This window comes from Bradyrhizobium sp. 521_C7_N1_3 (assembly GCF_052075975.1).
In the GTDB taxonomy this organism is placed as follows: domain Bacteria; phylum Pseudomonadota; class Alphaproteobacteria; order Rhizobiales; family Xanthobacteraceae; genus Bradyrhizobium; species Bradyrhizobium japonicum.
The window spans coordinates 6960189-6973329 of record NZ_CP197232.1; the positions used below are offsets into that span (position 1 = coordinate 6960189).

Genomic DNA, 13141 nt, shown 5'->3' on the forward strand with positions numbered 1-13141 from the left:
GATCCAGACCGTCCGTAAAGGCAGCTTTGATTGACCTGGTTCAACGGCGCCCCGCGTCCGGGTCTATGATTCCCCAACCTGCAAGCGGCGGTCCTAGAATTCTCATCGGCCAACGGGACGCCAACCACGGGCCGGGGCTGGGACGGCACCCGGATTCCAGCCGCCGAAATAATTAGGAACGGTCCTCTCAAGGCGGGGTTGGCGGCGATACTCTCTCTGAGAGGCGGCGCCATCATGGTCCGGTACTTTTTCGATATCCGGGACGACACCGGCCTCTATGCCGACGAAGAGGGACTGGAGTTTCAAACCCAGCGCGAAGCCGAGATCGAGGCGACGCAGACATTGAGCGGCCTCGCGCGCGACCTGGCGGCACACGAGGATCGAACAGACGTTGCCATCGAAGTCCGCACCGACGCCGGGCGGGTGTTCCAAGCCGCCCTCATCTTCGAGCCGCCGACGACGAAGGAATAGGCCGCCACGGCTCGCCACATTGGGCATGCATGTCGCGACGAAGCAAGGCCGCCTGATCGGTCCATTCCGCGGAGCGCTCGCCCCGCCCATCTGGGATAAGCGATCTATCTCACTTTGCCCCCACCTCGATCCGCCGCGAGGGTGGCGGTTCGTCGTCATGCCTCCGATCGAACTTGAATTGAGCGCTGCCGTGCAGTTAGAAGCCCTGCCGCTAGCGGGCAAGCGATTCAAAGATCAAGTGATTCAAAGATGATGAGAGGCCGCCTCGGGTGGCGGCCTTTTTTGATTTTTGCCGATCCTGCGCATTTCGCCCACCCTTCGACTGAAGATGACGCGCATCAAAGACGCATATGCCGGGCGCCGTCATAATTCCGCAATCCTGCGGCATCGAGCCTTTCTGCGATGCCCGGTTTTCTTCGAGATGGGATCGCAACGATGGGGACCTGGAACATGACGGAAGACGCGCACCCCAATGCTGTCAGGCGCACTCACCTCCTGGCGGCGGCGCACGAGGAGATGGTGAAGTTCGAACGGAAGGAAAACGAGTTTCGCAAGAAGGATCGCGAAGAGCGCGCCGCCGAACTCCGCCTTCCCCTGAGTGAGATCAAGGTCCACTGAGCCTGCCGACTGGCATCGGATCTGACCAAGGCTGCGCCGCGATGGGCGGTAGCCGCCGTACCGGCCGTCCGGAATGCGCGTCGCGCGCAATAATGGTACCCAGATACCTTAACTAAGCCATTGATCGCACGACGAAATCGCCCGACCCCCTACGGTGCATGGGGTTGTTTTCCATGTTTTGAAAGGGCGCGACGGCATCCTGGGTGCCCACCCAGGATCGAAGCGCCTGCTTTAGCCCGGGCCGGCCTCGGCTGCCGTCCGCCGGTCCGCCTTACAGCAGCGCCAGCAGCACGAGGCCGATCACCAGCACGACGAAGCCAGCCGCGGTCGCGGCGGCGAATGACCGCTCTACGTTATCCATGATGCCACCCCGCTGCCGGCGCACCACGTTTCCCCCATGGCGTCGCCGACGATGCGAAATCTCGCCGAGCGGTGTGGCTCCAGTGGTGCGATCGGGTGGCCAAATTGGGACGCGTGCGGGGCCAGTCTGCGGCCTCGCGCCGCGGATTTCGGCGCCGGCCGTCAGGCACCCGTAAGCCTGGTCTCCTAGTCTGGCTGTGTCCGGTGGACCAACACCGGGCCTCCATACACAGTCGAGGACCCCGCTCCGCCCCGAGCGGGGTTTTCTGTTTGCGGGCGCGGACACGCGGCAGGTTGAAAGCCGATCTGCCGGCCCTGTCAGGCTGTCGTAAGCTCAACCGGCTAGGGTCGTCTGGCTACGGTGTTGCAGCCCAGCACCTCAGCCTCCAATAACCTTTCACCCGCTTGGCTCTCCCCAAGCGGGTTTTTTCATGCTCGCCGGCCGCCTCACCGGGCCCTCTCCTCTCGCGTCAGCCGCAGCGAGAAGGCGCGGATCGCAGGCGCCGCGAGCAGCACGATCGGCAGCATCGCGGCCCACGCGATCAGCCACGACACCATCCAGTGCGCGAGGAAGACCGTCGCGCCAGAAGCGGGAAAGCTGGCGATGCCCGCCGCGATCAGCGAGGTCAGGCCGGACTGGATGACACCGAAGACGAAATGAGAGTAGCGGCGAGGAATGCCGAGCATGACGCGCCCATATTGTTTGCCGTCACGAGGCCAAGCAAGGCATGTGCCGCAGCACGCATGGAGTGGACTTCGACGCACAAGGCCGGCGCTGGATCAGTGCCGCGAATCGGACCGCGGCGCGCGCCGCCTCGCCTCAGTGCAATCTGGCCGGCTCGATAGTCCTTCGAAACGCCAGAACGTGACGACACTGGTCTCGCCGCACTCTTCGCAGACGAGTTTCTCGTCACCGAGCATGAAACGCGCGCGCTTGAAGCTCGATGAGGAAGCGGGATGCCGGCAATGGGGACAGGTCAGCGAGAAATTCCGTGCACCCCAGCGCAGCACAAGATGTCTCAGCCAGCCCACACCTTCCCCTTCGTGACATCGCGTTCGAACCGTCATTCACAAGCAGAGCATAGATACATGACACGCAAAAGTGGAAAAGTATCGACCACACCTGTTCGCTTCGAAGAGCGGCGGCAGCATCGCGCGCCGTTTTGGGTTCATGCGCCAATCTCGCGTTCCGGGGTTCTCCGACCATGAACAGAGTTCCTCGGGGCGGACGGTTGCACGGCAAGACCGGGTGAATTTGCCATGCCTTGCCCGAATTCCATGCACGGATTTCGGAGCTCGATTTCGTTTGTTTCGGACCGCCTGCGGTTCCAAAGATTACCGTGAACTATCCAAGGCTTACCGCCAAATTTCGCTTGTCGCCGGAATAGAGCGACGCCCAACATGTTCATGGTGATGGAGAGTGAATCGTGGAGGTGACCATGAATCACAGGGGCGTTGAGTTCACCGTTGCCAAGACGGCGCTTCCCGGAGTCTGGCAGTGGCAGTTCCGCATCGGTGACGAGATCAGGACGGGCAAGACCGAGACGAAGATCGATCTGCTGGCGATCCGGCGCGTGCAGTTGCGCATCGATCGGGAGCTGAAGGCGATCGGGCGCAAGACCGCATGAACAAGCCACCCGAGCCGGGTTTCCGCAGCCACGCGCGCCCCCGCGAGGTCTCGTCCGTAGCGGCCCGGAATTGATCTGTCCCTGGTTTGGGACTGGACTGCGCGCGCCCATGGCCCGGGAGGCGGGACCATCATGTGACCGGTGCCAGCCATGCCGCTCTACTTCTTTCGAATTCGGAACGGCCGCTATTCCGGCTGCGCGGACCAGGCGACGGAATTTGCCGATCACGATGCGGCCTGGAAGATGATGACCAGCATCTGCGCCGACATGGCCGCCGGCCTCGCGCGCAAACTCAACGAAAATTCCGAATGGCACATGGAGCTGCTGGACGAGGCCAAGGAACCCGTGTTCCGGATCCGCATCGTCGCGGAATCCTTCGAGGAGACTTGAGGCCTAGTCGGCGCTTGGCAGCCGCCGCATGGTGAATTCGATCTCGCCGCCCGGCAGTTCGCGCCAGGTCTCGACCGCGCTCATATAGCCGGCCTTGGGGTAGCGGGCGAAGAAAGCCTCCGCCCTCGCCCGCGCCGCCGGGCGCGGCAGCGTGAACGTCTCACGCAAAAAGCCATCGCCGCCGCGCTCGCCCGGCTTGCCGCCCATCTTGCGCCGGCGCGCCATCCGCTCGGCGAGATCCCGCGGACGATCGGCCATGCCGTTCCTCCTCAACGCAATACGCTCTCGAAGATGTAGGGAGCAGGCTGGCCGAAGAGGAGTCCCTAGCCGGAGGCATCAGCCGCCTCCGATCCGGCAGAAGGTCAATTGGCGGTCGTGCCGGACTTCTTCTTGGGCGCGCTGGTTGCGGCCGACGCCTTCGGCGAAGCCGCCTGCTTCGGCGGGTCGGAACGCATGCCGCCCCAGGGATCGCTGGACGCCTTGGAGTCCGGAATCTTCTTCAGCGTTTCCTTGTAGGCCTTGTCACGCTCGGCTTCCGCGGCCTTTTCCTCGGGGGTCTTGCCCGGACCTTCCTGCAGCAAGTTGAGATTGGGCATTTGCGCGTAGGCCGGGCCCGCCAGCACGGCCAGCAGCACCGCCGCCATACGGAAAAGCTTCATCATCGACTCCTTGATCATCCATGAAGGGCGGGTCAACCGCGCCTTGTCGTCTTTGTCAACGGCCCGCTCAGGCCGAATGGCGCGCTAGAGCCGGTCCGATCTCCACGATTTCGGCACCTGCAGCCAGTCGTCCCAAATCGGGCCGCATCTGGTGCACCCGTCCAGCGCGAGACCCAGCGCTATCAACCCAAACACAGGGACACACGCAACATCGCCCCGCGTTCCCAAGCCCGGTATCATATCGGGCCAAGTCAGGCATTTTCAAGCCGACAGCGCCGACCGAAGATCGGGTGACTTTGCCGCGCCGATGCGCGCAGAATGGCCGAAACATCCGGCAACACAGGGGGGGACCGACAGCAATGCCATTGCAGCCAGAAGCCGAGTTCGGCATCGCTGAGGCCAGACGCATACTCGGCGAGGTCTTTGCGCCCTGGGTCCAGGATCTCAACCTCGCCGTCGAGCGCGTCGAGCACCTGCCGCCGCCGGACGTGCCGGACTGGCAGCCAGGCGCGCTCCTGCGCATGCCATTCTCGGAGCGGCTGTGCCGCAACGGCGGCGTGGTCTGCGGTCAGGCGCTGATGGCGCTCGCCGATACCGCGATGGTGATCGCGAACCTCGCCGCCAATCGCGGTTATCGTCCGATGACGACGGTCGACCAGACCACGCATTTCATGCGTGCGGTCTCCTCGTCGGACGTTCTGGCTGATGCCCGCGTGGTGCGGCTCGGACGCACCATGAGCTTCGGCCGCGTCACACTGCTTTCGGCCACCGACAACAAGCAGGTGGCGATGGTGTCGAGCGCGTTCGCGATGCTGCCGGGCTGAGCATCATCCAAAAGGAAGAGAGCCGCGTGAGCGCGCAAGGCGCTCCGCGGCTCTCCAATCAATTTCGCATCGAAGCGAGGGACTGAAGCGCGATCGCGTCCGCGCCTCGGTCCGCTCCAGGAATTACTTGCCGAGAATTTCGTCAGCCGCGGTGACGACGCTGACGGTCGGATTCTTTCCGCAATAGGCACCGAACTTCTTGGCGTTCTCGATGAACACCTCGGTGTCGATGATCGCGTTGTCCTCGTCGCCCTTGTACCAGCCGTCCATCCAGGTCAGCACGACCGCGATGTTGTCTTCGCCGCTCTCGAGGAACTGCTTGCAGGTCATGGTCGAGAGGTCCCACTTGACGGCGTGGGCGGGCATCGATGACAGCGAGAGCGCTGCGGCGAACAGAAGCGAAAGCGTGGTCTTCATCAATATTCTCCATCGGCGCGTAACGCCATAAAGGAAGGGCTTGTGAGGAAAGTCGGCGGGAAGTGACTCACCGCTCCAACGTCGTAAACGAAGTCTGAAGCGCTGTGCAAGTAGCGCCAGTATTGAGTTTATTTCAACGTAATTTCTATGCACTACTTCACAATCATCGTTATGGATTAATGCCGATGATCGAGAAACGAGCAGTGCAGCGTTACCGTGTTTTCAAGGGTGGAACGATCACCTTTGAAAGCAACGGCATCGCGTGCACGGTACGAAACATGTCGGAAGGCGGCGCGGCGATCGAGCTCGATTCCCCCGTCATATTGCCGCAATCATTCACGCTCTCGATCGCGCGCGACAATTTCGTACGGAATTGCCGCACCGTCTGGCGCAATGACAGGCGCATCGGCCTCGCTTTCGTACGATAGCGCGCGCGATGTGAACAACCGTTCGCACCACATACACAACGCAGCATCACGCTTGCTTTATACGACGTCGACGACGCCAGCGTAGGCTCGCGATAATCAGCACGATGATCGCGAGCGCAATTGCTGACGACGACACCCAAAATCGTCCGCCCGGACGATCGATGGTGCGTGACCATAGCGACGGCCCTTCACCCGGCCGCGCCAGGCGAAATGCAACGACGCTGTCGCCGATCGAGGTGCCGACCTCGGAGTGGCCACCGGCGCCGATCGCGACATACTGCTCGCCCTTCCAGAGATAGGTCATGGGGTTGGCGACGCCGGGCACCGGCAGCCGGCCTTGCCACAACTCCCGGCCGCTTCGCGCATCGAAGGCGCGCAGATAGGCATCCATCGCGCCGGTGAAGACGAGGCCGCCTGCGGTGACCGCGAGCCCGTTGACGAGCGGCGCGCCCCACGGCAGCGGCACGCCGAGCGGCGCAAGGTCTTCCGTGGTGCCGACCGTCGAACGCCAGAGGATCTTGCCGGCTTTCAGATCGACCGCGACCATCTCGCCCCAAGGCGGCTTGTTGCAAAGAAGCCCGAGCGGCGACGTCACCACCGCACGCGACATCGCAAACGGCGCGCCCTTCTGCTGGCCGAAATCATGACCGGGAGGCGGATCGAATCCAGCCGCCTCCGCGCGCGGGATCAGCTTGATGAGATGAACGGCGCGGCCGATGTTGGCGTAGAGGATCTGGTTGACCGGATCGAAGGCTGCGCTACCCCAGTTGACGCCGCCGCCGGTGAAGGGAAACTCCGCCGTGCCTTGCGTCGAGGGCGGGGTGAACAACCCCTCGTTACGTGCCTCCGCGAACTGCCTTTCGCAAGTGGAGCGACCCAGGCCAGGGAGGAGCGAGAGCGCATCCTCAGTCGAGATTTTTTGCGATGTCAGCGGCGGCACATGCGTCGGGAATGGCTGCGTCGGCGACAGTCGTTCACCTTCCGCGCCGCCTTGCGGCACGACGCGCTCTTCCACCGGCCACACCGGCTTGCCGGTATCGCGGTCGAGCACGAAGACAAATCCCTGCTTGGTCGGCTGAATCACGACATCGCGCTGGCCGTCTCCGGTGTCGATACGCGTGAGCGTCGGCTGCGACGCCAGATCGTAATCCCAGACGTCGTGATGCACGGTCTGGAATGCCCACACGAGCTCGCCGGTCTCGACGCGCAGCGCGACCACCGAATTGGCGTGCTCGTTATTGCCCGGCCGCTTGCCGCCCCAAAAGTCCGGCGACGGCGAGGACGTCGGCAGGAAAACCAGCCCGCGCGCCGCGTCGACCGACATCGGCGCCCAGACATTAGCGTGACCGGCTTCGACACCGTCACGCTTGAGCGGCTCGAAGGTCCAGCGCGGCTGGCCGGTGCGCGCATCGAACGCGCGCACCACGCCGCTCGGCGCGTCGACGCGGCGGTTGTCGCCGATCGCGGAGCCGATCACGACGACACCGCGGCCGACCGCCGGCGGCGAGGTGATCTGGAATTCGCCAGGCCAGTCCAGCTTCATGCCGATATCCGGCCTGACCTCACCGCCAGTGCCGAAACCGGCACAGGGAATCCCGGTCTTTGCATCGAGCGCGATCAGGCGGACATCGTTCGTGCCCATGAAGATGCGCGATCGGCAGGCGGCATTCGCGGGCGCCTCATCGTCGATCCAGTAGGTCACGCCACGGCAGACATAGCGGTTGGCGGGCCGCTGATTGGTCGCGATCTTCGGATCGAAGCGCCATTTCTGCGCGCCCGTGCCGGGATCGAGCGCGATCACCTCGTTGAATGGCGAGCAGAAGATCAGGCTGTCCTCGACGAACAATGGCGTCGCCTGGAATTTGGTTCGCCGCATCACCTCGGGCGGCCGCGCCGCGAGATCGCCGGTATGGAATTCGAAGGCCCGAACCAGATTGCCGACATTGTCGGGCGTGACCTCCCGCAAAGGCGAGAAGCGTGAGCCGCCGGGATCGCCACCCCAGCTCTCCCAGGCGATGCCTGGCCACGACGAAAACAGGAGGAGCACGATGGCGGTGGCCGACCGACACAGACGGGTCGCCAACGCCCCCCTCATTTATTTGGGCTTCTTGCCAGGTTCAGCCGGACGGGCTCCGCTCCACGGGTCGTATTTCTCCTTGGGCTCCGGAATGCGCTCGAGCGCGGCCTTGTAGGCCTTTTCGTCGACCTTGGGCTTGTTGTCCGACTTTGCTTCGTTCGGCTGGCCTCTGCTGCGGCCCTGCGCCTGCGCCGACGCAGCCGTTAGCGCGAGCACGGCGGCCGCGATGACCAAAACCCTCATTGATGCAATCCCCCTCGTCTGGGGCACAAATTAGCCTGCAATCCCGTAATAGCAAATGCCGGGGGGGCCGGGATTTCAGCAAATCTTGATCGACCGGGACTTTGCCGAATCGCATTCCTGCCTATCTGTTGGCCCGCAGGGGACCTTCACGGATGTTGCGGATTGTTGCTCATGCGGCGCTGCTGGCCAGCGCCCTCGCACTCGGTTGTTGCGGCTTCGCCGACAGCCGCGCGCCGGTGCCCGAGTTCATGCGCCTGAAGGAAGCCGAGCAGCCGCCCCCCGAAGCGCCCCCTGACGTCAAGCGCGTGGTCCGCGAGCAGATCAACGTGGTCTTCCTCAACACGTCCTATCCGCGCGAGGTGCAGGTCGCCCCGCCCCATCGGGAGGTGCGGGGACCGGGCTGGACCGCCTGCGTCCGCGCGCAGCTCACCTCCGCCACCGGCTCCACGCTCGGCACCCAGATTTACATCGTGACGATCTCAGGCGGAAAAGTGGTCGATCGCCGCCGCGCGGAAGCCGACGACATCTGCGGGACGGAAACCTACGAGCCGATCTAGGAACAAATCACGCCGGCACGCGGTCCGGTTCCGGGAAAAACCTGTAATTCGACCCGGAACGATCACCGCCTCCCCTTCTTGTTACCCCCGAGGGCAGTTTCGGAGGAGGACACGATGAGGACATTCACGATCGCACTACTGGCCGGCGTCGGCGCCCTCGCTGCGGTGAGCGGCGCGAAGGCCGCGGACATCTATACGACCAGCGAATACGCGAACCCTGAGCTCGTTCAGGAAGTCCGACTTGTGTGCGATGACGCCGGCAATTGCTATCGCACCCGCGGCGGCTCGCGCGTGATCGTACGCGACTCCTACAACGCCGTGCCGCGCGATCGCTATTACGAGCGCCGCACCTATCGCGACTGGGACGATGGTCCGCGCGGCGGCGTCGGCATTCGCGCGCCCGGCGTCAGTGTCGGCGTCGGTGTCGGCGGCGACCGCTGGTAATCAATGAAGCTGTAACAGGGCAGGACCGGACGAGATCCACTCGCCCGGTCCTGTCCATGTTAGGTTTCGAGCGGATCGGCCGGCGCGACGAAGCGCGTTGACGACGGGAGCTGCGCGATGAAGCGCGCGAGCACCATGCCGGCGCACATCGCGGCGACGAAGATGAAAGCGGACGCCGAGCCAAATCCGAGCGCGGTGAGCGCGGGACCCGGGCAAAAGCCTGCGAGCCCCCATCCGATGCCGAAGATGGCAGGACCGGCGACAATTCTCGGATCGATGTCCTTTCGCGTCGGAAAGTAGAAGCGATCCGCGAAAAGCGGTCGCGCGAGTTTCAAGACACGCCTGAAGCCGATGAAGGTCACCGCGACCGCACCTGCCATCACGAAGGCGAGGCTCGCATCCCACGTTCCGGCGGGAATGCCGGCGACGTCCAAGAAGTTCAGCACCTTTGCCGGATTCGACATGCCGGAGACGATGAGCCCGATACCGAAGACGAGGCCGATCGCGAATTGAATGAGGATTGCCATCGTCGTCAGCCCCAGTGCCGCATCACGAAGACAGTGGCGATGCCCGCCGACATGAAGGAGATGGTCGCGACCAGCGACCGCAGCGACAGCCGCGACAGGCCGCAGACCCCATGGCCGGACGTGCAGCCGCTGCCCCAGACCGCACCGAAGCCCGTAAGCAATCCGGCGACGATAAGCACCGGCGTTCCCGCCGCAATCGTTTGCACCGGCAGGCTTCCGCTGACAATGCGCAGCAGGATGGGCGCGGCGACGAGGCCGGCGACGAAAGCGAGCCGGCCGGCGAACTCGCGGTCCTCGTAAGGCGGAAACAGCCGCGCCGCGATGCCGCTGACACCGGCGATCCGTCCCATCGCCCACATCAGGAGCACGGCGGATAGTCCGATCAACGCGCCACCAAGAAGCGACGCCATCGGCGTGAAAGGTGTGGCGATCATTGTGATCCTCCAGCTCGAGAGCTTCCATCATGGCACGCGGCGGCCTGCCGCCCGAATGCTCAATGAGACGTTAATATTACCATTCGAATTGAAGCGGCGTCCCAACGGAATTTTCCAATCTTTGCGCTAAGCATGACCTTCTGAACGGGGAACGACGGGACGTGGTCGATATCGCGCATCAGGCGGCGATCAATCCGGCATCGGCAAGGGCTGCCGCGGCAACGCGCGCGCTCGTCCCCCTCACGTCCATCGATCCCGGCCAATGGCGCGCACTCGCTCAGCGCGTGGTCGAGCCGAACGGCTATTACCTGCCGGGTTGGGAGCTCGCCGTGAGCGAGGCCGCACGCGACCGCACCGACGCCTCTGCGCTACCCGCCTTCGACGGCTCATCGGCGCGGCTGATCGGGCTGATGCCCGTGGTCTCGCTCTGGCGCGCCTGGAAGATCCCCCTGCCCGCGCTGGTAAGTGCGCATCCCTATGGCACCCTGTGCAGCCCGCTGATCGACCGCGATGCTCCGATCGAAGCGGCCACGCGCCTGTTGCGGCAGGCGCGCGAGGCCGGTGCGCATGCGCTCGTGCTGAACGACGTTGCGCTCGACGGCGCGGCGATGAGTTCGCTCAAGGACGTTCTCAATCGCGACGGCCTGAAGCCGCGTATCCTTTCCTCCTACATCCGCGCGAGCCTCGACGCGACGCAGGATGGTGAAACGCTGTTGCATGGCGCGCTCGGCGCCAAGAAGCTCAAGGAGCTGCGTCGCCAGCGCCATCGCCTCGAAGAGCACGGGCCCGTCGCCTTCGAGGTCGCGCGCAAGCCCGACGAGATCGGGCCGGCGCTCGAAACGTTCATGCAACTCGAAGCCAGTGGCTGGAAGGGCAAGCGCGGCACTGCGCTGATCCAGCATGCGGGCGATGCGACCTTCATTCGACGCGCGGTTTCCGCGCTGGCAGAGACCGCGCAGTGCGAGGTCATCACGTTGCGCGCCGGCACGACGCCGGTGGCAGCCGGCATCGTGCTGCGCCACCAGGACCGCGCCTTCTTCTTCAAGCTCGGTATCGACGAACGCTTTGCAAGATATTCGCCGGGCGTGCAGCTCACGGTCGACCTCACGCGGCATCTCTGCGCCGATCCGGCCATCACCAGCGCGGACTCCACGGCGAGCGCCGACCACCCCATGATCAACCCGATCTGGCGCGGACGCTTCGCCATCGGCGACGTGCTGATTCCGCTGCGGCGTCACGATCCGGTCGTCGCGCTCATTCACGCGGCGCTGGTTGGCCTCAACGTCGCGCACAAGGCCGCGCGACGCGTGGTGCGTCTGCTCCGCAAATAAGCGAAAGCTACTCCGCCGCCTGCGCGTTGATCTCCGCCGAGACCTCGCGGATGGCGCGGGCGAGCAGGTTCGGATCCTGCGCGCCGGAGACGGCATATTTCTGCGCGAACACGTAGGTTGGCACGCCGGAGATACCCTTCTCGGCGGCCTCCTGCGCATCAGCCGACACGCGCGCGACGTCCTCGTCGGTGGCGAGGCGCTTGCGCACGTCGTCGGCATCGAGGCCGACATCGGCGGCCGCCTGCACCAGCACGTTCACGTCAGTGAGGTCGCCGCCGTCGCGGAAATACAGCTCCATCAGCCGCTGCTTCATCTCGGGCGCCTTGCCGATCGCCTCGGCCCAGAGGATCAGGCGGTGACAGTCGGTGGTGTTGGGCTGGCGCGCGACCAGCTCGGGCTTGTAGACGAGGCCCTCCTCGCTCGCCGCCGCGACGACGCGGCCGGCGATGCCCTTATAGGCTTCGACCGAGCCGAACTTGGTGGTCAGATAGTCCTCGCGGCTGATGCCCTCGCGCGGTACCCAGGGATTGAGGAAAAAGGGACGGAAATTGAGTTTGACGGGAACGTCGGGCACGAGCGCTAGCGCGCTCTCGATCCGGTGCTTGCCGATATAGCACCAGGGGCACACCACGTCGGAGACGACATCGATCTGGAGCGGTTTCAACGTGCTCATAGCGCCTCCTTCGGGCGATGCGGGTTTGACCCAAGATAAGCCGAAGATAAGCCGAACCCGCCCAGAGGCAAGGGCGCTAGGTCATAGCTGCTGCCATCTGCTTCAGCCGCTCGGCGGTGCGCTCGTCGGCCGGGAAGAACGTCTCCAGCGCCAGCTCCGACAGCGTGATGTCGACAGGTGTGCCGAACACCATGGTGGTGGAGAAGAAACTTAGTATCTCTCCGCCATGGCGCAGCTTGAAGGGAATCGCGACATTGTCGTTCGACAGAGGCCCCGAGCGCGCCGGGATGGGGTAGGTCTTGAGGTCGTTATAGAGCTTGATCAGCTCAGGATCGGCCGTTGCCTCGCATTGCCGGTGCAGCCGCTCCAGCAGGTGCCCGCACCATTCCGCGAGATTGACCGTGCGCGGCGCCAGCGCCTCGGGGTGAAACGCGAGCCGCAGCACATTGAAGGGCTGGCCGAGCAGCCGCTGCGGGATGCCTTCGAGCAGCGGCGCCACCATGCGGTTGGCGGACACCAGATTCCAGTGCCGGTCATAGGCCAGCGCCGGATTGGGCTCATGCGCCCTGAGAACGAGGTCGATCGCCTGGCGAGCTGATTTCAAGGCGGGATCCTCCAGCGGGCGCTGAGGAAACGCCGGCGCATAGCCGGCCGCGACCAGCAGCACGTTGCGTTCGCGCAAGGGCACCTCGAGACGTTCGGCGAGCCTGAGCACCATGTCGCGCGAGGGCGCAGCGCGGCCGGTCTCGACGAAGCTCAAATGCCGCGCGGAAATCTCGGCCTCGCCCGCCAGATCGAGCTGGCTCATGCGGCGGCGTTGCCGCCATTCGCGCAAATGGTCGCCGATATGGACGGGCTGGCTGCGTTCGGCCTGTGCTGTGGATGCATGTGCGTTCATGCTCGAAAACCTAGCACGCGGATTTCAGCCCTTCCATTACCCGCGAGGTAATGAATATTGGCATGTAACCATCTGAAATCGCTTAATCTCTTTTCGCAAATTCTGCTCGACACCAATACCGGACGAGCAAAGTTTGCGAAGAAGGTTGCAACGTCGTCCGCA

19 protein-coding genes are annotated in these 13141 nt (G+C 64.2%); 9 read left to right on the forward strand and 10 right to left on the reverse strand.

Annotated features, from left to right (window positions below; all coding sequences use genetic code 11):
* Positions 1-234: 234 nt before the first annotated feature.
* Positions 235-471: a DUF6894 family protein gene (locus tag AB7008_RS32915; protein WP_014494101.1), complete on the forward strand. Its 237-nt coding sequence runs from the start codon at positions 235-237 to the stop codon at positions 469-471.
* A gap of 450 nt (positions 472-921) precedes the next feature.
* Complete coding sequence (locus tag AB7008_RS32920) at positions 922-1089, forward strand: hypothetical protein (RefSeq protein WP_441260137.1); 168 nt, start codon at positions 922-924, stop codon at positions 1087-1089.
* An 807-nt stretch (positions 1090-1896) separates the two neighbouring features.
* Here the strand turns inward: AB7008_RS32920 and AB7008_RS32925 are convergent.
* Positions 1897-2136, reverse strand: coding sequence for a DUF2798 domain-containing protein (locus AB7008_RS32925; protein ID WP_041954813.1), 240 nt, complete (start codon positions 2134-2136; stop codon positions 1897-1899).
* 752 nt (positions 2137-2888) lie between these two features.
* On the opposite strand from AB7008_RS32925, the gene AB7008_RS32930 reads away from it, so the two are divergent.
* Positions 2889-3077: a hypothetical protein gene (locus AB7008_RS32930; RefSeq protein WP_028158398.1), complete on the forward strand. Its 189-nt coding sequence runs from the start codon at positions 2889-2891 to the stop codon at positions 3075-3077.
* 150 nt (positions 3078-3227) lie between these two features.
* Positions 3228-3467: a DUF6894 family protein gene (locus AB7008_RS32935; protein WP_304490491.1), complete on the forward strand. Its 240-nt coding sequence runs from the start codon at positions 3228-3230 to the stop codon at positions 3465-3467.
* 3 nt (positions 3468-3470) lie between these two features.
* Here the strand turns inward: AB7008_RS32935 and AB7008_RS32940 are convergent, their stop codons facing one another.
* Both AB7008_RS32940 and AB7008_RS32945 read right to left on the reverse strand, forming a co-directional pair.
* A complete protein-coding gene (locus AB7008_RS32940) occupies positions 3471-3725 on the reverse strand; it encodes a hypothetical protein (protein WP_014494095.1) in 255 nt (84 codons plus the stop codon).
* 104 nt (positions 3726-3829) lie between these two features.
* Positions 3830-4126, reverse strand: a complete 297-nt coding sequence (locus AB7008_RS32945) for a hypothetical protein (RefSeq protein WP_441260138.1) — start codon at positions 4124-4126, stop codon at positions 3830-3832.
* A 359-nt stretch (positions 4127-4485) separates the two neighbouring features.
* Here AB7008_RS32945 and AB7008_RS32950 point away from each other — a divergent pair, with 359 nt between their 5' ends.
* Complete coding sequence (locus tag AB7008_RS32950; RefSeq protein WP_441260139.1) at positions 4486-4950, forward strand: PaaI family thioesterase; 465 nt, start codon at positions 4486-4488, stop codon at positions 4948-4950.
* 123 nt (positions 4951-5073) lie between these two features.
* Here AB7008_RS32950 and AB7008_RS32955 read toward each other — a convergent pair whose 3' ends face one another.
* A complete protein-coding gene (locus tag AB7008_RS32955; RefSeq protein ID WP_014494092.1) occupies positions 5074-5367 on the reverse strand; it encodes an HdeA family protein in 294 nt (97 codons plus the stop codon).
* Between the two features lie 185 nt (positions 5368-5552).
* Between AB7008_RS32955 and AB7008_RS32960 the strand changes: the two genes are divergently transcribed.
* Positions 5553-5795, forward strand: a complete 243-nt coding sequence (locus AB7008_RS32960; RefSeq protein ID WP_441260140.1) for a PilZ domain-containing protein — start codon at positions 5553-5555, stop codon at positions 5793-5795.
* Positions 5796-5841: 46 nt separating this feature from the next.
* Here AB7008_RS32960 and AB7008_RS32965 read toward each other — a convergent pair whose 3' ends face one another.
* Entirely contained in the window at positions 5842-7890 is a 2049-nt protein-coding gene (locus AB7008_RS32965; protein WP_441260141.1) for a pyrroloquinoline quinone-dependent dehydrogenase, read from the reverse strand.
* Entirely contained in the window at positions 7891-8115 is a 225-nt protein-coding gene (locus AB7008_RS32970; protein ID WP_441260142.1) for a hypothetical protein, read from the reverse strand.
* Positions 8116-8267: 152 nt separating this feature from the next.
* On the opposite strand from AB7008_RS32970, the gene AB7008_RS32975 reads away from it, so the two are divergent.
* On the forward strand, positions 8268-8672 hold the full coding sequence (locus AB7008_RS32975) for a hypothetical protein (RefSeq protein WP_304490496.1): 405 nt from the start codon (positions 8268-8270) through the stop codon (positions 8670-8672).
* Between the two features lie 114 nt (positions 8673-8786).
* Entirely contained in the window at positions 8787-9116 is a 330-nt protein-coding gene (locus AB7008_RS32980; protein WP_441260143.1) for a hypothetical protein, read from the forward strand.
* Positions 9117-9175: 59 nt separating this feature from the next.
* Here AB7008_RS32980 and AB7008_RS32985 read toward each other — a convergent pair whose 3' ends face one another.
* Entirely contained in the window at positions 9176-9643 is a 468-nt protein-coding gene (locus AB7008_RS32985) for a DUF6691 family protein (RefSeq protein WP_441260144.1), read from the reverse strand.
* A 5-nt stretch (positions 9644-9648) separates the two neighbouring features.
* A complete protein-coding gene (locus AB7008_RS32990) occupies positions 9649-10077 on the reverse strand; it encodes a YeeE/YedE family protein (RefSeq protein ID WP_441260145.1) in 429 nt (142 codons plus the stop codon).
* 161 nt (positions 10078-10238) lie between these two features.
* Here AB7008_RS32990 and AB7008_RS32995 point away from each other — a divergent pair, with 161 nt between their 5' ends.
* On the forward strand, positions 10239-11408 hold the full coding sequence (locus tag AB7008_RS32995; RefSeq protein ID WP_441260146.1) for a GNAT family N-acetyltransferase: 1170 nt from the start codon (positions 10239-10241) through the stop codon (positions 11406-11408).
* Between the two features lie 7 nt (positions 11409-11415).
* Here the strand turns inward: AB7008_RS32995 and AB7008_RS33000 are convergent, their stop codons facing one another.
* A complete protein-coding gene (locus tag AB7008_RS33000; RefSeq protein ID WP_039152160.1) occupies positions 11416-12081 on the reverse strand; it encodes a DsbA family oxidoreductase in 666 nt (221 codons plus the stop codon).
* Between the two features lie 76 nt (positions 12082-12157).
* Positions 12158-12979, reverse strand: coding sequence for a helix-turn-helix domain-containing protein (locus tag AB7008_RS33005; RefSeq protein WP_441260147.1), 822 nt, complete (start codon positions 12977-12979; stop codon positions 12158-12160).
* Between the last annotated feature and the right edge of the window lie 162 nt (positions 12980-13141).

What these genes read in the sequence shown, in the direction of transcription:
- AB7008_RS32915 (WP_014494101.1), top strand. Translation starts at nt 235, where the DNA reads ATGGTCCGGTACTTTTTCGATATCCGGGACGACACCGGCCTCTATGCC.
- AB7008_RS32920 (WP_441260137.1), top strand. Translation starts at nt 922, where the DNA reads ATGACGGAAGACGCGCACCCCAATGCTGTCAGGCGCACTCACCTCCTG.
- AB7008_RS32925 (WP_041954813.1), bottom strand. Translation starts at nt 2,136, where the DNA reads ATGCTCGGCATTCCTCGCCGCTACTCTCATTTCGTCTTCGGTGTCATC.
- AB7008_RS32930 (WP_028158398.1), top strand. Translation starts at nt 2,889, where the DNA reads ATGAATCACAGGGGCGTTGAGTTCACCGTTGCCAAGACGGCGCTTCCC.
- AB7008_RS32935 (WP_304490491.1), top strand. Translation starts at nt 3,228, where the DNA reads ATGCCGCTCTACTTCTTTCGAATTCGGAACGGCCGCTATTCCGGCTGC.
- AB7008_RS32940 (WP_014494095.1), bottom strand. Translation starts at nt 3,725, where the DNA reads ATGGCCGATCGTCCGCGGGATCTCGCCGAGCGGATGGCGCGCCGGCGC.
- AB7008_RS32945 (WP_441260138.1), bottom strand. Translation starts at nt 4,126, where the DNA reads ATGAAGCTTTTCCGTATGGCGGCGGTGCTGCTGGCCGTGCTGGCGGGC.
- AB7008_RS32950 (WP_441260139.1), top strand. Translation starts at nt 4,486, where the DNA reads ATGCCATTGCAGCCAGAAGCCGAGTTCGGCATCGCTGAGGCCAGACGC.
- AB7008_RS32955 (WP_014494092.1), bottom strand. Translation starts at nt 5,367, where the DNA reads ATGAAGACCACGCTTTCGCTTCTGTTCGCCGCAGCGCTCTCGCTGTCA.
- AB7008_RS32960 (WP_441260140.1), top strand. Translation starts at nt 5,553, where the DNA reads ATGATCGAGAAACGAGCAGTGCAGCGTTACCGTGTTTTCAAGGGTGGA.
- AB7008_RS32965 (WP_441260141.1), bottom strand. Translation starts at nt 7,890, where the DNA reads ATGAGGGGGGCGTTGGCGACCCGTCTGTGTCGGTCGGCCACCGCCATC.
- AB7008_RS32970 (WP_441260142.1), bottom strand. Translation starts at nt 8,115, where the DNA reads ATGAGGGTTTTGGTCATCGCGGCCGCCGTGCTCGCGCTAACGGCTGCG.
- AB7008_RS32975 (WP_304490496.1), top strand. Translation starts at nt 8,268, where the DNA reads ATGTTGCGGATTGTTGCTCATGCGGCGCTGCTGGCCAGCGCCCTCGCA.
- AB7008_RS32980 (WP_441260143.1), top strand. Translation starts at nt 8,787, where the DNA reads ATGAGGACATTCACGATCGCACTACTGGCCGGCGTCGGCGCCCTCGCT.
- AB7008_RS32985 (WP_441260144.1), bottom strand. Translation starts at nt 9,643, where the DNA reads ATGGCAATCCTCATTCAATTCGCGATCGGCCTCGTCTTCGGTATCGGG.
- AB7008_RS32990 (WP_441260145.1), bottom strand. Translation starts at nt 10,077, where the DNA reads ATGATCGCCACACCTTTCACGCCGATGGCGTCGCTTCTTGGTGGCGCG.
- AB7008_RS33000 (WP_039152160.1), bottom strand. Translation starts at nt 12,081, where the DNA reads ATGAGCACGTTGAAACCGCTCCAGATCGATGTCGTCTCCGACGTGGTG.
- AB7008_RS33005 (WP_441260147.1), bottom strand. Translation starts at nt 12,979, where the DNA reads ATGAACGCACATGCATCCACAGCACAGGCCGAACGCAGCCAGCCCGTC.